Source organism: Pseudomonas donghuensis (genome assembly GCF_000259195.1).
GTDB classification, from domain to species: Bacteria; Pseudomonadota; Gammaproteobacteria; order Pseudomonadales; family Pseudomonadaceae; genus Aquipseudomonas; species Aquipseudomonas donghuensis.
This window is the reverse complement of record NZ_JH650758.1, coordinates 173,709-193,426: the sequence shown is the minus strand read 5'-3', so window position 1 is coordinate 193,426 and position 19,718 is coordinate 173,709. Positions and strand designations below refer to the sequence as shown.

Genomic DNA, 19,718 nt, shown 5'->3' with positions numbered 1-19,718 from the left:
GGTCTTCAACCGGCCTTGATGACGACGGCGGTAATGTTGTCGGGGGCGCCCCGGGTCAGGCCCAGGTGCACCAGGCTGCGCACCACCTGATAGGGGTCGCTGTGGCCCAGCACTTCGCGAATTTCATGGTCTTCGACGGTCTTGTTGACGCCGTCGCTGCACAGCAGGTAGGTATCGCCGGGGAGGATGTGCAGGGGCACGCTTTCGAGCTCCAGCTCAGGCTCGACGCCGATTGCCCGGGTCACGATATTGGCCCGCGGATGCACCCGTGCTTCAGCCTCGCTGAGCAGGCCGCTGTCCTGCAGTTCCTGTACATAACTGTGGTCGCGGGAGATACCTTCCAGGCGCCCATCGCGCAGGCGGTACAGGCGGCTGTCGCCGGCCCACAGGCAGACGCCCTGATCACCACGCACCGCCAGCAATACCAGGGTGCTGCCCATCATCGCCACACCACGCCGGACACTTTCTTCGCGCACCGCCGCATTGACCGCCGACAGCCTCCCGCGCAGCACCTGCGCGTAATCGTCCAGGGACGGCGTGGACGGTAACCGGCGCAAGGTATCGACGATCAGGCAACTGACGTAATCGCCCGCTGCATGCCCGCCCATGCCATCGGCAACCGCCCACAGGCCTTCACTGCCAAGGTCCAGGCAGGCGTCTTCGTTGATGCTGCGCACCATGCCGACATGGCTGTAGCTGGCTGCGGTGTAATGCAATGCCGTCATCTAGCGCGCCGCCTCATTGCCCAAAAGAAAACTGGCGAAATCCTCGCTGCGCGGCAAGCCGGCACAGCGTAACAATCCCGCCTCGATACGCTCCGATCCCCGCCCCCACCACAGGCTCATGCCGGCACAGGCACTTTCGGCCAACGCTGCCTGGCGGGCCTCGGGGGTCACTGCGCCAAAGCGCTGCAAACCAGCAACCGCAGGGCTCGAAACCACACTGAGACGAGGTACGGCACAGCCCTGCACCGCCGCATCGAACGCCTCGAAAGTGGCTTGCGGCTCCAGGGTTGCCAACAGCTGCGCCTCGCAACGCTCGAACCAGTCATCCGGGCCACTGACCACGGCCGCCAGCGACTCATCCGACAGCAGAACCTGGGCCAGGGTAAGCGGGAAATAGCGCCCTACCCGGTCGATGCTGGGCATCAGCACGCCCACTACAGCCTGCGGCCCGCACACCCCCGGCGCCAGGGCGAAGCGCCACAGCGGGCTGACCAGGTAGGCCGGCAACCAGTGCTCGGCCAATTGCTGCTGGCTGGCCATCAGCCCCGCCGCCAGCCACTGGTCCCAGGGCTGGATAAAGCTGTGCGGCAAGCCACGGCTGACAAAGTCGCCGCGGCTGGCCAGCTTGCCGTAGAAACCAACGCCATCCATCACAGCCGCTCCGGCAGGCTGAAGCCGCTGAGCACGCGGCTCTTGAACGGGTTGAAGGCGCTATTGGCACGCAACTCGTAAGACACGCTGGCACCATCGACGCGCAGGCGCAGGCTGAAACGATCCGGGCCGTTGCCAGCCACCAGGTCCGACTGGTCGAGCAGGCGGAACCAGGCCCACGGCCCTTCCAGGGTCAACCCTGAACGGCCCGTGGCAGACGGCGGCATGATCGACAGGCGCACCACGCCAATGCTGTTGGGGTTCGGCCACTGCATCGCTACCGGGCGGCTGGGGCCGTGGTCGTAGCTGATCTGCTGGCCGTCGAGATCAAGCAGGAACTGGGTGATCGAGGCGTCCATGGCCACCGGCTTGAGCTCGAAGCGCACAGTCGGCTGCAGGCCGCCAGAGCGGAAGAACGCATCCCGAATCGCGGCCGAGCGCTGGAAGGTGTGCAGCACGCCAGGGCCGATGCCAAGCTTCTGCGCCGCGCCCGGCTGCCAGCGCCAGGGGTTGGTCGAGGTATCGACGTACGGCTGCAGGTATTTGCGGAAATAGCTGTCCATCACCCCGCCAACGCCGAAAAACTGGCCGAAGTCATCCAGGGTGGCGTCCCTCGAGCTGCCCGGCGCCAACGGGTAACGACCGCTCAGGGACTGGCGGTAAACGTTGACCACCTCGCTGACCCAGGCGGCGTTGAGTTGGTTGCGCACGCCGCCCATCATGGTGTTGGTGGTCGAAGTCACCACCGATTTGACCAGGCCCTGAACCATCGGCGGCTGGCGTTGGGCGGTGAGGCTGACGCGGTTGGCAGCGGCAGTGGCCTGGTTCTTGGCTTCGCCGAGCAAGGCATCGCCGCTGGCACCGACCATGGCGCTGACCTGCACGTACAAGGCGTTCATGTCGGTGAGCAGGCCGTCGATGGCTGCCGGCTCGCCCTCGCCCTTGCTGACCAGGCTGGCCAGTTCGGCAAAGTGCGCGGTGACCGGGTCTTCAGTTTGCTGCGCCTGGCGGCTATCTGCCGGTGCATCCTGGCCCAGCAGGTTGCCCAGGCGTTGCTTGAGCTGATCGACACCGGCTTCGCCAGCCTTGGCCTGGGCGGCGGCAAGCGGGTCCTGCTGTTGCAGGTTGGTTTCCTTGGCGACTGCGCCAAGCAGTTTTTTCAGCGGCGAAGTCGGCCCGGAAATCACCCGCAATACATCGGCAGCCTGGGCCACGCTGGTGATCGGCACGAAGTCGATATCGGCCAGCAGCGCGTCCCAGTGGCGGATGTAGTCGGCGAAATACAGGCGGCGCACATCGGCGGCCAGGCTGCTGACATCGCCTTCATCGGCTTGTTCGCGGCCCAGCACCCAGCGCTCTTCGGCCAGGGTGTTGCTGTGCTGCAGACTGGTAGCGAGGAACGCCTTGCGATACCCCTCGACGGTGAACAGCCCGCTCAATGGCTCGCCCAACGGCTTGCCGCTCTTGCGGCTGAACACCAGCGCAGCATCGCGGCCAGCGGCTTCGCTCAGGCGAAAATCGCTGACGCCGTCTGGCAGCTTCTGGCGCTTGACCCGGTCATAGACGCGCTGGGCCACCGGCAGTTGCTGCAGTTGGCGACGCAAGTCTTCGATCAGGTTGGCATCCAGGCGTGCATTCGGCGGCCGTTTTGCAAACAGCGCCTGCAGGTGCTCACCCAGCGCAGCACGCTGCTCTGGGGCCAAGTCACGGGGCAGGCTTTGCTCCCAGTCGAGGGTGACCCAGGCCTTGATGAAATCCGGGTCGTAATGCTCGCCATCGGCCAGCATCAGGTAAGCCTTGAGGCCTTCGTAGAGGAAGTCCGAACCGCCGCCACTGTGCAGTTGCTCTTCGATGCGGGTGACCAGGCGCGGGGCGAACACGGCAATCAGCAACTTGCGGTAGACGCTGGCCGATTCGGCCTCAAGCATGTCGCCCTGGTACAGCCCCAGGCCCTCGGCCCAGCTGGGCGGATCTTCGGCCAGGTGGCGCACGGCATTGAGCAGCGGCAGCACTGCCAACACATCACGCTGGGCCGGGCTCAGGGTTTGCAAGGTTTGCCCCAGGGGCGCGAGCTTGTGTTCGACCTGGGCAATGTAGGCCTGGTTGGCGCGATAGCTCACCGCCCACAAGGTGCCGACCAGCACTACCAGGGCAATGCTGGCAGCGAGTGCGCCACGGGCCAGCCATTTGCGCCGGCGCTCGACCTTCGGGTTGACCCCGACCAGGCCGCGCTCGGCAAAGGCCACGGCGTTGAACAGTTTTTCGATGAAATAGCTGCGCCCGCTGCCGCTCTGGCGCGCCAGGTGCTGGCGGTCCAGGCCCATGCTTTGGGCCATGGCGCCGATCAGGCGGTCGATCGGGCTGCCTTCCTGGGTACCGCTGGTGAAGTACACGCCACGCAACAGTGCGCGCTCTTCATAGGCATTGGGCTTGAACACGCCGTCGAGGAAGCTCTGCAGATTCGAACGCAAGGCGGCGAACTGCTGGACAAAGCCGTAGACCAGATCGCGCCGCGCCGGATCCCGCTCCTGCTGCAGGCGTTCGACCAAGCGTGCGTTGAGGCGCTGCTCAAGGCCGGCAAACTCGCTCTGGAACTGCGCCAGCGGCCCTTCGGCCGACTGGTCGTCGTCCAGGGCAAAGGTCATGCCCCACACTTGGGCGCGCTCTTCCTTGCTCAGCGTGTCGAAGAACTCCATGAAGCCCGGCACCAGGTCGAGCTTGGTCAGCATCAGGTAGATCGGAAAGCGCACGCCCAGCTGGCTGTACAGCTCCTGGATACGCGAGCGAATGGCCGCCGCATGGGCGGCACGTTCCGCGTCGCTGCCCAGCAGCAGGTCGGACAGACTGATGGCGATGAAGGCGCCGTCGATCGGCCGGCGCGCGCGCTGCTTCTTCAGCAGGTCAAGGAAACCCAGCCAGGCCGCCTTGTCGACCTGGGCATGACTGTCCTGGGTGGTGTAGCGCCCAGCGGTATCCAGCAGCACAGCCTGGTCGGTAAACCACCAGTCGCAGTTGCGGGTGCCGCCAACGCCGCGAATCGCCCCGGCGCCAAGCTGCGCCGCGAGCGGAAAATGCAGGCCGGAGTTGACCAGTGCGGTGGTCTTGCCCGAGCCCGGCGGGCCGATGATCACGTACCACGGCAGCTCATACAGATTGCGCCGCTCATCACCGCCAAGACGGGCCTTTTTCAGCAGTGCCAGGGCCTCGTCCATGCGCTGGCGCAGGGTGGCCAGTTCTTCAGCGGTGGCAACGCTGGCAGGGTCCGGGGCGGTTTCTGCGGCCAGGCTGCGCATGACTTCTGCCGCCTGGCGGCGGGCCTGGATGAAGCGCCACAGGCGATAACCGATCCACGCCGCAAACAGCAGCGCGATTAGGGCCCAGCGGCGCCCCGCCGGGACCAGCACGTCCCACAGCGGGCCGATGAACCAGATGATCAGGCTCAGGGCGATCAAGCCTAGCAGCGGGATCACCCAGCGAACGACAAAACCGAAAAACGCCTTCACTCGACCCCCTCCGCCAATACAGTGATTTCAACCCGGCGGTTCTTTGCCCGGCCTTCGGCCGTGCTGTTCGGTGCCAGTGGTTCAGTGTCGCTCAGGCCCTGCGCGCTAAAGCGTGCGGGCTGGCCGGTCTTGGCTGCCAGAATCTGCTGAACCTGCTCGGCACGGGCCTGGGACAGCGCCCAGTTGGACGGGAAGCGCAAGGTTGCAATTGGCCGGTTGTCACTGTGGCCGGTGATCCGCACCTGGCCCTTGACCTGGCCAATGGCGTCGGCGATGCGCAGCATCAGTGGCTGCAAGCTGTCGTTGATACTGGTACTGGCCGAAGCGAACAACTCGTCGCCGCGGATGGTCACCACCGAGCGGTCGACGGCGTCTTCGACACTGACCCGCCCGGCCTTGATATCGCTGGCCAGGAAACCCGCCAGGCGCGGGCGTTCCACTGGCTTGGGCTGGGTCACCGGGCGGTCGATGGCCTGCACCGGGATCTCGCCCAGGGCATGAATGTTCTTGAACACCGGTTCGGCGTCGGCCGCGAGCATGAAGCGCAGGGCGAACAGCAGCGCCAGCAACAACGCCAGGGCAATGGCCAGGCCAACCCAGGGCGGCATGAACTGCGACAGTCGATCACGCGTGACGCTGACCCCGCGCCAGTGCGGCGACAGCTCGCGCTCGAACTCGCCACGGGCGCTGCGAATGGCGGCCGCAGTACGCTCACGCAAGGCGTCAAGCTGGGCACGACCGCCGTTCATGACCCGATAGCGGCCTTCGAAGCCCAGGCACATGCACAGGTACAGCAACTCCAGCAGATACAGGCGTTCGCGCGGGCTCTGCAGGCAGTGCTCAAGCAACTGGAAAACCTTCTCGCCGCCCCAGGCTTCGTTGTGCACAGTGATCAGCAAACTCTGCTTGCCCCAGTCACTGCCACTGCCCCAGGGCGTGCTCAGTACGGCTTCATCGAGGGCGGTACACAGGGCGTAACGGGCCAGCAGCACTTCGTTACGCGCCACACCGGCGGCTTCGGCGCGCTCTTCGAACTGGCGCAGGTAGGCCAGCAACTGCGCACGCAGGCTGGCCGGGGCCGGATGGGCAATGGTGCTGCGCAAGCGGGTCAGCAACGCCAGCAATGGCCCGGCGGCGCTTTCCAGCGGGTTCAGGCCAAGCGCCTGGCCACCGGGCAACGGCTGCGCCGGCATCGACGGCGGCACGGCCGGCTCCGGCGTACCGGCTTGCGGGCCACGGCCACCGGGGCGCGGCATGAACTGGGTGCGGTCGTTGGCCGGTGGTGCCGATGGGTCGTTAGGCTGCATCGCGGCTTATCCTCGGATGGCCCAGAAAGCCAGGTTCAAGCCCGGGAACTCGCCAGCAACATAGAAGGCAAAGCCGCCGGCGTTCTGCAGTTGCTGCCAATGCTCGCTACCGCGATCGAGTTCGTAGTAGGTGGAACCGGCATGGAACGGGATCTGTCGTGGCGCCACCGGCAACGGCAGCAGGCCGATGCCCGGGAGCTGCAGGTTGACCAGGTCGCGGATATGTTCGACCGCACCGATCTTGCTCTGCTGGGCGAAACGCCCGCGCAGGGTTTCGCTCGGCACATCGGCACGCACCACGAGGATGAAGCTGGCGTTGTCGAGCAGGCTGCGGTCGGCAAGCATGGCCACGTGGATACCGTAGGCCTTCTCGACGATCGGGATTGGCGTGGCCTTGCTGTCGATCAGCATCGACAGGGCTTCGCGCAGCGCCTGCATGACCGGGGCGAAACTCGCTGCCAGGTCATCATGCTGATACACCGGGAACTCACCCGGGCGGCGGTTGCTTGCACAAAACGTGGCGAACTCACCGGCCAGGCTGACCAGCTCGCTGTACAGGCGCTCCGGGTGCAGCGGGCTCAACTGGCTGAGGTGCTCAACCAGCGGTTGGGCGCGGTTGACCAGTTGCAGAAGCATGAAATCCGCGATCTCCGAAGCACCACCCGCGCCCGAGGCCACCACCCGCCCGGCCAGGGCCTCGCCACGTTGGTGCAGCAGGCCCAGCAGTTCGCTGCGAAACGCCGACAGGCTCTTGCTCGCCGACACATCCAGCACCGGCGCGATGTAGCTGTCATCCAGGACCAAAGCACGGTCGGCGCGTTTTTCCTTGATGCGCACCAGGCCCAGCGCGGCATAGTCGCTCAGGCCTTCTTCGGCGGTGATCAGGCGCAAGGCCCGGGAACCGAGGGCCACCGGCGCGCGGTTCTCGAACGGTGCGTTGTCATCGCGCACCTCCGCCACCCGGCTGACATAACGCGCACCGCCCGGGGCCTCACCTTCGTCGACCGTGTCGCGGGCGCCAGCGCGCTTGAGCGGCAATGCCAGGTACACCAGGCCATCGCGCAGGTTGTCGTCGATGTTCAGCGGGCTTGGCGCCAGGTCGTCCTGGGGGATATTGAACGGCGTACCGTCCGGGAGCAGGCCGCGGGCCGAGATGATGGCCAGCTTGCCCTGAGCCAGCAGGCCCTGGTCGATCAGCAGCTCGGAGAAGCCCCAGGCGCCTGCCGACAGCGGCCGGCTGCGGGCATCGATCAGGTTTTCGAGATAGCGGTCATGCTGTTGAAAATGCTGGGTTCCGAGGAACATGCCTTCCGACCAGACCACACGATTGTTCCAGGACATGGCTTCTCCGATCGCCTATTGGGCGGTACTGGTTGGGGAGGAATGAGCAGCGCTGCGTACAGCACGAACATCAAGGCTGACCTGGTAATCCAGCGGCGGCACCGGTAGCAGGCTGCGCCACTGCGCCTGGTCAACTTCGCGGTAGCCGACCACCAGGCCAATCTGGCGGGTCGTCGGGCTCAGTGGACGCTCGATGCGCAACTGCTCACCGGGCTGCACCAGTACTTCATCCTGATCGACCAGGTCGGCGCCCAGGGTCGCGGGTGCCCGATCGGCCAGCGCGAAGTAATCGGCGCGATTGAAGTTGGCGCTGTTCTTCAGCTCGTAGATACGCACGCGCACGGGCGCGGCCTGGCCGTTGGCGCCCGGGTTGAGCCCGGCGGCGGCACTGAAGTACAAGGTGACGCTGGTCGGCCCTGCCACCTCGGGCTGGGCCGGTACTGCAACTTCATCCTTGCTACAACCACTGAGCAGCAGTGCGGTTACCGCTGCCATCAGCATTGTTCGAATCATCCTGCGTCCTCAATGACGTGGCACTTTCCGTTTGTTTCAGGAGCGCTGCAGACGCGCGCTGTGCTCCTCATAGGCGCGGCTGAATTCGCGCCCGAACAGGTCCTGGAAGTCGTCTTCGGCTTCCCGGGAAATCTTGCTGTACAGCTCGGTGAACTGCTGCCAGTACTGGGCCTGGCGGGAGCCTGCGAACAGCTTCGACAAGCCGGCTGGCTCACCTAACCGCGACTCCAGCTGGGCCGGTTCGAAACGCGCGAGCAGGTGCTTGATGGCGGCCTCGACACCCGCCATCACTGCCAACTGGTGAGCACGCAGGTCATCGAAACTGTCACGTACTGCCTGGTCCGGCGCCATGAAGGCGTGATTGCCGTGACGCAGCAGTAACAGCAACGCTTCATCGGCATTCGGAGCAAACTTGAGCGGGTTGTTCTCCGCCGGGCGGATCATGGTCTGCTGCATGCGGAATTCGCCCTTGAGGCTGCTGCGCGCACGCAATACGTCGATCAAGCCCTCGACCATCAAGCGGTAACTGCGGCCAAGGGCCTCCATCTGCGCCTCGACCTGCGCGCTGTCGATACGCAGTTGCTCAAGGCCTGCCCCGCGCAGGAAAGCCTGGACCAGCGCTGCTGATTCGGCAGGCTGGGCCGGGGCCTCGACGACGGCCACCGGCGCAGGCGCTGCGGTCGCGACAGGCGTCGGTGCGGGAGCGGGAGCAGGTGCAGGTGCAGGTGCAGGTGCTGAAGGCTCGGCAAACAGGTCCCAATCTGCGGGAATCACCCCAGGGCTCGCCGGGGCCGGCACCGCCACAGGGACGATCGGCGCGGGCGGACGAAAGTCATGCTGCTGGGCAGGTACATGGTCAGGCTGGGTTACCGGCGCAATGCTTGCCGGCGCGAGAAAATCAAACAGGTCCGGCAGGGTGTCGCTGCTTGACGCACCGTGCACGAGCGCCGGTGTGCCTGCGTGAGAAAGGACAGGCGCAGGGCTGGCCTGGTTAGCCATCAACGCTTCGAAACTATTGCTGGCATCGCCGCCGATCGGATTGCCATCCCCTACCTTGAAGCTCGAATCAATCCGCGCCTGGATCTCGTACTCGCCAATACGGATGATTTCGCCATCCATCAAGGGCTCGCTATTACCGCGGCGCAAGCGAATACCGGCGTGAATTAACTCGACACCGTTTGTGCTGTTATCAGTCAGGTAGTAGCGGCCATCTTTATATTGAATGACACAATGTTGCGAAGAGACCAGACGCTCCGGATCGGGCAATACCCAATCATTATCAGAGCCACGTCCGATGCTGATGGCGCCTGATTCGATGAACTTTTCAGGACATTGGCCAGGGGTAATCTTGTGATAACTGGTAATAGTCAGACTCAGCGACATCACGCCTCCTTAGCCACATCCCGAACCGTCTGCTGGCCCGCTGCAGGCCTGACACAGAAAAGCGATTCGCTTCCAATCCCTGAAAAACTCTACTGAATATCCGATTTTCGGCAGTTTCTAGCCGAACCATGTCAGTTTCAAATGACATCCACCGCCGCCCTGACCAACAAGTCAAAAACCCTGTTTGGCCCAGCACTCAGGTCACGGTGGGCCGATAGCTTACCTTGACAGCCAATTGGAAATAAACCAAAAATGCGCAACTTGCTGAACGAGCGTGATATCACTTTGATATCAACTAAGGATAACTCAGCAAAATATGTGCGCCCTGTCACAAAATTAACTTGCGCACATTAGCTACCCCCACCACGGGACGATACGGAGATCGATATCTGGTGAACTCAGCGCATTTGCTCGCTGCCGTTTCGGAGAACTTCCCCTGCGGCGACGACCTTGAATACGACCCGGACTTCCTGCAATTGGAGCGTGATGCCCAAGGCAAGCCCGAGCGTGTCATGGGTGATGCCATCCAGCCTGCCGAGCCTCCCCAGTGGCGGCAGATCGAACAGTCCTGCACGGCCCTGCTGCAACGCAGCAAGGACCTTCGGGTCACGCATTTCCTCTTGCAGAGTGCCCTGGCCCTGCACGGTATTGCCGGCCTGGCCAGCACCCTGCAACTGATCAACGCGCTGCTGCGCCAGTACTGGCCACAAGTGCACCCGCAACTCGACGCCGATGACGACAACGACCCGACGGTACGCATCAACGCCCTCGCAGGTCTGGTCTGCGAGACCAACATCACCCTGCTGCGTGAAAGCCTGCTGACCCGCTCCCGTGCATTCGGCCCGGTCAGCCTGCGCGCGGCCCTGCACGCCAGTGGCCTGCAGCACTTTGCCAGCGAGACGCTCAACGCCGACGAGCTCGGCGGCGCCCTGCGCGACAGCGATGCCGACCAACTGCAGGCCACCCGCGAGGCCCTGCAGCAAGCCCGCGAAGCCGCCGAGGCAATCGAGCAGTACGTCAACGAGCAGGTCGGCTCGGCCAGCGGTATTGATCTCGGCGCCCTCAAGCAACCGTTGCGCCAGGCTGCACAGATCCTCGCCGAACAGGCGCCGGCAGGCGAGCAAGCCGCCAACGACACCGCAGCCGAAATCAGCACGGTTGCCGACAATCCGCCGCCTCTCGACAGCGCCGTTCCCGCAGCCCCTGTTGCCCGTGCCTCAGCGGATATCGCCAGCCGCGACGAGGTGCTGCGCAGCCTTGACCGAATTCTCAAGTATTACGCCCGTCACGAGCCCTCGAGCCCGTTGCCGGTGCTGTTGAATCGCGCGAAAAATCTGGTGAATGCCGATTTCGCCGCGATCGTCCGCGACCTGATCCCCGATGGCCTGTCGCAGTTCGAAACCCTGCGCGGGCCGGAGACCGACTGAGGGCTGCGGGCCAGGCCCAACGCAATTACGCAACACCGTTACCGGCAACGATCGATGACGCCAATACCGTCGCACCTGCGACCAGGAGGAACAACGTGGCGAACCCCAGTTCTCAGAAATTCATTGCGCGCAATCGCGCGCCGCGGGTGCAGATCGAGTATGACGTCGAGCTCTACGGCGCCGAAAAGAAGGTCCAGCTGCCTTTCGTCATGGGCGTCATGGCTGACCTCGCAGGTAAGCCCGCCGAGCCGCTGGCGCCGGTGGCCGAACGCAAGTTCCTGGAAATCGACGTCGACAACTTCGACTCGCGCCTCAAGGCCATGCAGCCACGGGTAGCCTTCCACGTCCCCAACGAACTCACCGGGGAAGGCAACCTGAGCCTGGACATCACCTTCGAGAGCATGGACGACTTCAGCCCTGCCGCCGTAGCGCGCAAGGTCGACTCGCTGAACCAGCTGCTCGAAGCGCGGACCCAACTGGCCAACCTGCTGACCTACATGGACGGCAAGACCGGCGCCGAAGAAATCATCATGAAAGCCATCAAGGATCCGGCCCTGCTCCAGGCCTTGGCCAGTGCGCCAAAGCCCCAGGATGCCGAGCCGAACGCTTAATCAGGACAAAGCCTCATGACCGATCCGATGCGTGATACCCAGGCCCAGCCAGCGGCCACCGAGCAAGCCAGCGAGTTCGCCTCGCTGTTGCTGCAAGAATTCAAACCCAAGACCGAGCGCGCCCGCGAAGCGGTCGAAACTGCGGTGCGCACCCTGGCCGAACAGGCCCTGGCGCAAACCGACCTGGTGTCCAATGATGCGATCAAGTCGATCGAATCGATCATTGCCGCCATCGACGCCAAGCTCACCGCCCAGGTCAACCAGGTCATCCACCATCCCGAGTTCCAGAAGCTGGAAAGCGCCTGGCGTGGCCTGCACTACCTGGTCAACAACACCGAGAGCGACGAGCAGCTGAAAATCCGCGTGCTCAACATCTCCAAGCCCGATCTGCACAAGACCCTGAAGAAATTCAAGGGCACGGCCTGGGACCAGAGCCCGCTGTTCAAGAAGATGTACGAAGAGGAATACGGCCAGTTCGGCGGCGAACCTTACGGCTGCCTGGTCGGCGATTACTACTTCGACCAGTCGCCACCGGACGTCGAGCTGCTCGGCGAGCTGTCCAAAGTGTGTGCCGCCATGCACTCGCCATTCATCGCTGCGGCCTCGCCGACCGTGATGGGCATGGGCTCGTGGCAGGAACTGTCGAACCCGCGCGACCTGACCAAGATCTTCACCACCCCCGAGTACGCCGGCTGGCGCTCGCTGCGTGAATCGGAAGACTCGCGCTACATCGGCCTGACCATGCCGCGCTTCCTCGCCCGCCTGCCGTATGGCGCCAAGACCGACCCGGTGGAAGCCTTCGCCTTCGAAGAAGACACCGACGGCGCCGACAGCGCCAAGTACACCTGGGCCAACGCCGCCTACGCCATGGCGGTGAACATCAACCGTTCGTTCAAGTACTACGGCTGGTGCTCGCGGATTCGCGGCGTCGAGTCCGGTGGCGAAGTGCAGAACCTGCCGGCGCACACCTTCCCCACCGATGACGGTGGCGTGGACATGAAGTGCCCGACCGAAATCGCCATCTCCGATCGCCGTGAAGCGGAACTGGCGAAGAACGGCTTCATGCCCCTGCTGCACAAGAAGAACACCGACTTCGCCGCGTTCATTGGCGCCCAGTCGCTGCAAAAGCCTGCCGAATACGACGACCCGGACGCCACCGCCAACGCCAACCTGGCGGCGCGCCTGCCGTACCTGTTCGCCACCTGCCGCTTCGCCCATTACCTGAAGTGCATCGTGCGCGACAAGATCGGCTCGTTCAAAGAGAAGGACGAGATGCAGCGCTGGTTGCAGGACTGGATCCTCAACTACGTCGATGGCGATCCGGCCCACTCCACCGAGACCACCAAGGCCCAGCACCCGCTGGCAGCGGCTGAAGTGGTGGTCGAAGAAGTCGAAGGCAACCCGGGCTACTACAACTCGCGTTTCTACCTGCGTCCGCACTACCAGCTTGAAGGGCTGACCGTGTCGCTGCGCCTGGTATCGAAGTTGCCATCGGCCAAGGGCGCCTGAGCCCTGGCTCGCTGAAGCGCCCCGCAATGCGGGGCGTGCACTGAAAAACAATGTGGTAGATGCCACACTCTGGAGACAACATGGCAGTTGATATTTTCATCAAGATCGGCGACATCAAGGGCGAGTCCATGGACAAGGCCCACAAGGACGAGATCGATGTGCTGAACTGGAACTGGGGCATGTCCCAGTCCGGCAACATGCACATGGGCGGTGGCGGTGGCGCCGGCAAGGTCAACATCCAGGACCTGTCGCTGACCAAGTACGTCGACAAATCCAGCCCCAACCTGATGATGCATTGCTCCAGCGGCAAGCACATCGACAAGGTCAAGCTGACCGTGCGCAAGGCCGGTGGCGAAAGCCAGGTCGAGTATCTGGTCATCAACCTCGAAGAGGTGCTGATCAGCTCGCTGAGCACCGGTGGTTCGGGCAGCGATGATCGCCTGACCGAAAACGTCACCCTGAACTTCGCCAAGGTCACGGTCGATTACCAGCCGCAGAAAGCTGACGGCACCAAAGACGGCGGCCCGGTCAAGTACGGCTGGAACGTGCGCCAGAACGTCAAGATCTGACATGCGCGTCGCCCTTATCGCTGGACAAACCCACCGTGTAGGGGCGGGCTTGCCCCGCGATAAGGCCAACGCAATCTTGAATCCCACCACCGGAGCCGCCCCTTGGTAGCCGAAATCGCTGCACGTGACCGCCTGCAGCCTTCGCTGCTCGATCGTCTGACCGACGACGAGCCCGGCAACCTGCAAGAAGCCAACGACAAACGCGTGCTGTCGCTGAACCAGCTCAAGGCCTCGGTTCTGCGCGATCTCACCTGGCTGCTCAATACCACCTCACTGCTCGATGCTGCCGCCACGCTCAATACCCAGGCCGGCAACTCGGTAGTCAACTATGGCCTGCCGGCACTGGCCGGTAACAGCGCCTCGAACATTGATATCAGCGCACTGGAGAGCATCATTTACCAGGCCATTGCCACTTTCGAACCGCGCATCCTGCGCAGCAGCCTGCGGGTTCGCGCTCAGGTCGCACCAGGGGAAATGAACCACAACGCCCTGAGTTTCGAGATTGAAGGCGATCTGTGGGCCCAGCCAGCGGCACTGCCGTTACTGCTGCGCACCGATCTGGACCTGGAGTCCGGGCATGTCCGGGTCGCCCCTGCCGAGCGCCGGAGACGTCCATGAACCCGCGCCTGCTCGAGCTGTACAACCAGGAGCTGCAACACATCCGCGAAAGCGCCGCCGAGTTCGCCAGGGAATACCCGAAAATCGCCGGGCGCCTGACCCTGTCCGGTATCGACTGCGCCGACCCCTATGTCGAACGCCTGCTCGAAGGCTTTGCCTACCTGACCGCACGGGTGCAACTCAAGCTCGACGCCGAGTACCCGACCTTCACCCACAACCTGCTGGAGATTGCCTACCCGCACTACCTGGCACCGACACCGTCGATGACCGTGGTGCAGATGCAGGCCGATCCCGACGAAGGCTCGCTCAGTGCTGGCTTCACCCTGCCCCGTGGCAGTGTGTTGCGTGCCACCCTTGGCCGCGATTCGCAGACACCGTGTGAGTTTCGCAGTGCCCACCCGGTCACCCTGTGGCCACTGCAGGTAACCCAGGCCGAATACTTCGGCAATCCGGCGGCCAGCCTCGGGCGCCTTGCCGCCAGTGAACCGAAAGCCCGCGCCGGGTTGCGCATTACCTTGCGTACCGGCGCCGAGCTGCCGTTCAACGCGCTCGATCTCAGCAGCCTGCCGCTGTACCTGAACGGCGCCGATGAACTGCCGTTTCGCCTGTACGAGCAACTGCTGGGCAACGCCTGTGCCGTTTTTGCCCGCCAGCCTGGCAGCGACTGGGTCGAGCGCATTGCGCCCTCGGCCCTGCGCCCTTGCGGCTTCGATGACCGCGAAGCAGCCCTGCCTGTGGTCCCGCAGGCATTCCAGGGTTACCGCCTGCTACAGGAGTACTTCGCCCTGCCGCAGCGTTTCCTGTTCGTCGAATTCGCCGAACTGGAGCGCGCAGTCAAACGTTGCGACGGTCAGGAGCTGGAGCTGATCGTGCTGTTCGAGCGCTACGACCAGACCCTGGAAGGCAGCGTCGGCGTCGAGCAGTTCGTGCCCTTCTGCACCCCGGCGATCAACCTGTTCCCGCGCCGGGTCGACCGCATCCACCTGAGCAACCGGGTCAACGAACACCATGTAATCGCCGACCGCACCCGGCCGACGGATTTCGAGATCCATTCGCTGAGCAGCGTGACCGGTCATGGTACCGGCCCCGACCAGGGTTTCCTGCCCTTCTATGCCGTGCGCGACCCGTCCCGTTATGGCCGTGACCAGGCGTATTACATCGTGCGCCGCGAGCCGCGCATGCTCTCCAGCGAGCAGCGCCGCAACGGCACCCGTTCGACCTATATGGGCAGCGAAACCTTCATCAGCCTGGTCGATGGCCAGCAGGCGCCTTACCGCCACGACCTGCGCCAACTGGGCGTCAGCGCCCTGTGCACCAACCGCGATCTGCCGCTGTTCATGAATGTCGGTGATGGCCGCAGTGATTTCACCCTGGCCGACAGCGCCCCGGTAGCCGCCATTCGCTGCCTGGCCGGGCCAAGCCGACCACGCGCCAGCCACGCCCACGACAACAAGGCCTGGCGATTGATCAGCCAGCTGTCGTTGAACTACCTGTCGCTGACCGAACAGGGCCAGGGCGCCGCCGCCCTGCGCGAGCTGCTGCGCCTCTACGGCGACAGCCATGACGCCGCCCTGCAATTGCAGATCGACGGCCTGCGCGAAGTCAGCAGCAAAGCCTGCACACGGCGGCTGCCGATGCCCGGGCCGATCGTGTTTGGCCGTGGCCTGGAGATCACCCTGGAATTCGATGAAAACGCTTTCCGCGGCACTGGAGTGTTCCTCCTCGGTGCAGTGTTCGAGCGCTTCCTGGCACGTTACGTGTCGATCAACAGCTTTACCGAGACGGTGCTTCGTACCACCGAACGCGGCGAGATCATGCGATGGAAAGCCAAGCCCGGACGCCGTCCGACCCTGTGAACATCCTCAGCGAGATGCAGGCCGAACCCTGGAACTACGATTTCTTCCAGGCCCTGCGCCGACTGGAGTGCGAGTCGCCGCAATTGCCGCGCTTCGGCCATTCCCTGCGTCTGGCCGATGAGCCGATTCGCCTCGGCCAACAGCTCGACTGCGCTTTCGCACCGGCAACCCTGGCATCGCTGACCCCTGCCACAGAACAGGGCCCGGCGCGCCTGGAGCAGTTCTTCTTTGGTCTGGGCGGCCCTAACGGACCGCTGCCGCTGCACCTGACCGAATACATGCGCGAACGTCAGCGCAACAACGCCGACAGCACCAGCAAGCGTTTTCTCGACGTGTTCCATCACCGCCTGCTGAGCCTGTTCTACCGGGCCTGGGCCGAAGCACGGCCAACCGTCAGCCATGACCGCCCCGCTGACGACTACTGGGCCGCGCGCCTGGCCGCCCTCAGCGGCCGCGGCACCCCGGCACTGCGCGACCAGGGCCCGTTGCCGGACACCGCCAAGCTGCATTACAGCGGACACCTCGCCGCCCAGACCCGCTATCCGGATGGTTTGCGCGGCATTCTCGGGGCGTATTTCGGCGTGCCGGTGAGCATCGAGGAGTATGTCGGCCAATGGCTGCAACTGCCCGAGCGTAGCCGCCTGGGCGCAAGCGCCAACCAGTTGGGCATGGATGTATGCCTGGGCAGTCATGTCTGGGATCGCCAGCATAAATTTCGCATCTGCCTGGGGCCGCTGAGCCTCGAGCACTACCTGGCGCTGCTGCCCGACGGCAGTGCCTTTGCTGAACTGGTGGCCTGGGTCGCCGAGCACCAGGGGCACGAGCTTGACTGGGACCTGAAGCTGATCCTGCAGCAGGACGAGATACCCGCCCTGCAACTCAACACCGGCCGACGCCTGGGTTTCGATACCTGGCTCGGCCGCCCGCAACACGATGCCAGCGACCTGACACTGGCTCGGTACTACGCCGAGCAGGCGACCGCATCGCAATCCACAAGGAGTCCGGAACATGGGTGAAATCAGCCGCGCCGCGCTGTTCGGCAAACTCAACAGCGTCGCTTACAAGGCCATCGAGGCCGCCACGGTGTTCTGCAAGTTGCGGGGCAATCCCTATGTGGAACTGGCCCACTGGTTTCACCAATTGCTGCAACTGCAGGACTCGGACCTGCACCGCATCATCCGCCAGTTCAACCTTGAGCCTGCGCGCCTGGCCCGCGAGCTGACCGATGCCCTGGACCGCCTGCCCCGCGGCTCGACCTCGATCACCGACCTGTCCTCCCACGTCGAAGAAGCCGTCGAGCGTGGCTGGGTGTATGGCAGCCTGATGTTCGGCGAAAGCCAGGTGCGCACCGGCTACCTGGTGCTCGGCATCCTCAAGACGCCGAGCCTGCGCAATGCCTTGCTCGGCCTGTCGTCGGAGTTTGCCAAGATCAAGGTCGAAGCCCTCAGCGAGCGCTTTGACGAGTATGTCGGCGACTCGCCGGAAAACGCCCTGAGCGCCAGCGACGGTTTCAATGCTGGCGCCGTGCCGGGCGAAGCCAGCGGTGCCATGGCGCCCAGCGCCCTGGGCAAACAGGAAGCGCTCAAGCGCTTTACCGTCGACCTCACCGAGCAGGCACGCAGCGGCAAGCTCGACCCGATCGTCGGCCGTGATGAAGAGATCCGCCAGTTGGTGGATATTCTCATGCGTCGCCGGCAAAACAACCCGATCCTCACCGGTGAAGCCGGTGTGGGCAAAACCGCAGTGGTCGAGGGTTTTGCCCTGCGTATCGTCGCCGGCGATGTCCCGCCATCGCTCAAGGACGTCGAACTGCGCAGCCTGGATGTCGGCCTGTTGCAAGCCGGGGCGAGCATGAAAGGCGAGTTCGAGCAGCGCCTGCGCCAGGTCATCGAGGACGTTCAGGCCTCGCCGAAACCGATCATTCTGTTCATTGACGAAGCCCACACCCTGGTCGGTGCCGGTGGCGCTGCCGGTACCGGCGATGCCGCCAACCTGCTCAAGCCAGCCCTGGCCCGCGGCAGCCTGCGTACCGTGGCCGCCACCACCTGGGCCGAGTACAAGAAACACATCGAGAAAGACCCGGCCCTGACCCGCCGCTTCCAGGTGGTGCAGGTCGCCGAGCCGAGCGAAGACAAGGCGCTGCTGATGATGCGCGGCGTGGCCTCGACCATGGAGCAGCACCACCAGGTGCAGATCCTCGATGAAGCCCTGGAAGCCTCGGTCAAGCTCTCCCACCGCTACATCCCGGCGCGCCAGCTGCCGGACAAATCCGTCAGCCTGCTCGACACCGCCTGCGCCCGCGTCGCCATCAGCCTGCACGCCGTGCCGGCCGAAGTGGATGACAGCCGCCGACGCATCGAAGCGCTGGAAACCGAGCTGCAGATCATCGCCCGCGAACTGGCCATCGGTATCGCCATCGGCAACCGCCAGCAACAGTCTGAAACCTTGCTGGCGGCCGAGCGCGAGCGCCTGGCCGAGCTGGAAAGCCGCTGGGCCGAAGAAAAAGCCCTGGTCGACGAACTGCTGGCCACCCGTGCGCAATTGCGCGAAAACGTCGGCGTGGTCGACCGCGACACGGGCAGCGAACAGAGCCATGAGCTGCGCGAAAAACTCATCGACCTGCAACAGCGCCTGAGCGACCTGCAAGGTGAAACCCCGCTGATCCTGCCGACCGTCGACTACCAGGCGGTGGCCTCGGTGGTTGCCGACTGGACCGGCATCCCGGTCGGGCGCATGGCGCGCAACGAGCTGGAAACCGTGCTCAAGCTCGACCAGCACCTGGCCAAGCGCATCATCGGCCAGGACCATGCCCTGCAGATGATCGCCAAGCGCATCCAGACCTCGCGCGCCGGCCTCGACAACCCCAACAAGCCGATCGGCGTATTCATGCTCGCCGGCACTTCCGGGGTGGGCAAGACCGAAACCGCCCTGGCCCTGGCCGAAGCCATGTACGGCGGCGAGCAGAACGTTATCACCATCAACATGAGCGAGTTCCAGGAAGCCCATACCGTCTCGACCCTCAAGGGTGCCCCGCCTGGCTATGTCGGCTATGGCGAAGGCGGCGTGCTGACCGAGGCGGTACGGCGCAAGCCCTACAGCGTGGTGCTGCTGGACGAGGTGGAAAAAGCCCACCCGGATGTGCACGAGATCTTCTTCCAGGTCTTCGACAAGGGCGTGATGGAGGATGGCGAAGGCCGGGTGATCGACTTCAAGAACACCCTGATCCTGCTCACCACCAACGCCGGGACCGAGCTGATTTCCCAGGTGTGCAAGGACCCGCAAAACATCCCGGAACCCGACGCCATTGCGACGGCCCTGCGCCAACCGCTGCTGGAGATCTTCCCGCCAGCGTTGCTCGGACGCCTGGTGACCATCCCCTACTACCCGCTCAGCGACGAGATGCTCAAGGCCATCACCCGCCTGCAGCTCGAACGCATCCGCAAGCGTGTGCAAGGCACCCACAAGGTCGCCTTCGACTACGACGACGAGGTGGTCGAGCTGATCGTCTCGCGCTGCAGCGAGACCGAAAGCGGCGGACGGATGATCGACGCGATCCTGACCAACAGCCTGTTGCCGGACATGAGCCGCGAGTTCCTCACCCGCATGCTCGAAGGCAAGGCCCTGGCCGGGGTACGCATCAGCCGCCGCGACAACGACCTGCACTACCACTTCAGCGACGCGCCGTGATGGCGCGTTTCACGAGAT

At 64.3% G+C, this 19,718-nt stretch carries 15 protein-coding genes; 8 read left to right on the top strand and 7 right to left on the bottom strand.

Features of this window, described 5'->3' with window-relative positions:
* Positions 1–5: 5 nt before the first annotated feature.
* The 7 genes from UW3_RS0105465 to tagH are packed head-to-tail and all read right to left on the bottom strand — an operon-like array spanning position 6 to position 9,423.
* Positions 6–725, bottom strand: coding sequence for a PP2C family protein-serine/threonine phosphatase (locus tag UW3_RS0105465; RefSeq protein WP_010221285.1), 720 nt, complete (start codon positions 723–725; stop codon positions 6–8).
* Positions 726–1,376, bottom strand: coding sequence for a type VI secretion system-associated protein TagF (gene tagF / locus UW3_RS0105460; protein ID WP_010221284.1), 651 nt, complete (start codon positions 1,374–1,376; stop codon positions 726–728).
* A complete protein-coding gene (tssM, locus tag UW3_RS0105455; protein WP_010221283.1) occupies positions 1,376–4,879 on the bottom strand; it encodes a type VI secretion system membrane subunit TssM in 3,504 nt (1,167 codons plus the stop codon). Before tssM ends, tagF begins: the two co-directional genes overlap by 1 nt.
* Complete coding sequence (locus tag UW3_RS0105450) at positions 4,876–6,186, bottom strand: DotU family type VI secretion system protein (protein WP_010221282.1); 1,311 nt, start codon at positions 6,184–6,186, stop codon at positions 4,876–4,878. The genes tssM and UW3_RS0105450 overlap by 4 nt, the downstream gene beginning before the upstream one ends.
* A 6-nt stretch (positions 6,187–6,192) precedes the next feature.
* On the bottom strand, positions 6,193–7,527 hold the full coding sequence (tssK, locus tag UW3_RS0105445; protein ID WP_010221281.1) for a type VI secretion system baseplate subunit TssK: 1,335 nt from the start codon (positions 7,525–7,527) through the stop codon (positions 6,193–6,195).
* A 15-nt stretch (positions 7,528–7,542) separates the two neighbouring features.
* Complete coding sequence (gene tssJ / locus UW3_RS0105440) at positions 7,543–8,040, bottom strand: type VI secretion system lipoprotein TssJ (protein ID WP_026001200.1); 498 nt, start codon at positions 8,038–8,040, stop codon at positions 7,543–7,545.
* A 36-nt stretch (positions 8,041–8,076) separates the two neighbouring features.
* Positions 8,077–9,423, bottom strand: coding sequence for a type VI secretion system-associated FHA domain protein TagH (tagH, locus tag UW3_RS0105435; protein WP_010221279.1), 1,347 nt, complete (start codon positions 9,421–9,423; stop codon positions 8,077–8,079).
* Positions 9,424–9,815: 392 nt separating this feature from the next.
* Between tagH and tssA the strand changes: the two genes are divergently transcribed.
* The 8 genes from tssA (at position 9,816) to tssH (ending at position 19,700) form a co-directional block, all read left to right on the top strand.
* Entirely contained in the window at positions 9,816–10,850 is a 1,035-nt protein-coding gene (gene tssA, locus UW3_RS0105430) for a type VI secretion system protein TssA (protein WP_010221278.1), read from the top strand.
* 95 nt (positions 10,851–10,945) lie between these two features.
* Positions 10,946–11,461 (top strand): type VI secretion system contractile sheath small subunit, encoded by a 516-nt coding sequence (tssB, locus tag UW3_RS0105425; protein ID WP_010221277.1) that lies wholly within the window; start codon positions 10,946–10,948, stop codon positions 11,459–11,461.
* Positions 11,462–11,476: 15 nt separating this feature from the next.
* Positions 11,477–12,970, top strand: a complete 1,494-nt coding sequence (gene tssC, locus UW3_RS0105420) for a type VI secretion system contractile sheath large subunit (protein ID WP_010221276.1) — start codon at positions 11,477–11,479, stop codon at positions 12,968–12,970.
* Between the two features lie 80 nt (positions 12,971–13,050).
* A complete protein-coding gene (locus tag UW3_RS0105415; protein ID WP_010221275.1) occupies positions 13,051–13,539 on the top strand; it encodes an Hcp family type VI secretion system effector in 489 nt (162 codons plus the stop codon).
* Between the two features lie 102 nt (positions 13,540–13,641).
* A complete protein-coding gene (gene tssE / locus UW3_RS0105410) occupies positions 13,642–14,157 on the top strand; it encodes a type VI secretion system baseplate subunit TssE (RefSeq protein WP_010221274.1) in 516 nt (171 codons plus the stop codon).
* On the top strand, positions 14,154–16,013 hold the full coding sequence (tssF, locus tag UW3_RS0105405; protein ID WP_010221273.1) for a type VI secretion system baseplate subunit TssF: 1,860 nt from the start codon (positions 14,154–14,156) through the stop codon (positions 16,011–16,013). The genes tssE and tssF overlap by 4 nt, the downstream gene beginning before the upstream one ends.
* Positions 15,977–17,029 carry a type VI secretion system baseplate subunit TssG gene (gene tssG, locus UW3_RS0105400; RefSeq protein ID WP_010221272.1) on the top strand — a complete coding sequence of 351 codons (1,053 nt, stop codon included), beginning with the start codon at positions 15,977–15,979 and terminating at the stop codon, positions 17,027–17,029. Before tssF ends, tssG begins: the two co-directional genes overlap by 37 nt.
* Positions 17,022–19,700: a type VI secretion system ATPase TssH gene (gene tssH, locus UW3_RS0105395; protein ID WP_010221271.1), complete on the top strand. Its 2,679-nt coding sequence runs from the start codon at positions 17,022–17,024 to the stop codon at positions 19,698–19,700. The genes tssG and tssH overlap by 8 nt, the downstream gene beginning before the upstream one ends.
* Positions 19,701–19,718: the final 18 nt, after the last annotated feature.

Coding starts and splice junctions, on each gene's coding strand:
- tssH (WP_010221271.1), top strand. CDS start 17,022: ATGGGTGAAATCAGCCGCGCCGCGCTGTTCGGCAAACTCAACAGCGTC.
- tssJ (WP_026001200.1), bottom strand. CDS start 8,040: ATGATTCGAACAATGCTGATGGCAGCGGTAACCGCACTGCTGCTCAGT.
- UW3_RS0105450 (WP_010221282.1), bottom strand. CDS start 6,186: ATGCAGCCTAACGACCCATCGGCACCACCGGCCAACGACCGCACCCAG.
- UW3_RS0105465 (WP_010221285.1), bottom strand. CDS start 725: ATGACGGCATTGCATTACACCGCAGCCAGCTACAGCCATGTCGGCATG.
- tssG (WP_010221272.1), top strand. CDS start 15,977: ATGGAAAGCCAAGCCCGGACGCCGTCCGACCCTGTGAACATCCTCAGC.
- tssF (WP_010221273.1), top strand. CDS start 14,154: ATGAACCCGCGCCTGCTCGAGCTGTACAACCAGGAGCTGCAACACATC.
- tagF (WP_010221284.1), bottom strand. CDS start 1,376: ATGGATGGCGTTGGTTTCTACGGCAAGCTGGCCAGCCGCGGCGACTTT.
- UW3_RS0105415 (WP_010221275.1), top strand. CDS start 13,051: ATGGCAGTTGATATTTTCATCAAGATCGGCGACATCAAGGGCGAGTCC.
- tssK (WP_010221281.1), bottom strand. CDS start 7,527: ATGTCCTGGAACAATCGTGTGGTCTGGTCGGAAGGCATGTTCCTCGGA.
- tagH (WP_010221279.1), bottom strand. CDS start 9,423: ATGTCGCTGAGTCTGACTATTACCAGTTATCACAAGATTACCCCTGGC.
- tssC (WP_010221276.1), top strand. CDS start 11,477: ATGACCGATCCGATGCGTGATACCCAGGCCCAGCCAGCGGCCACCGAG.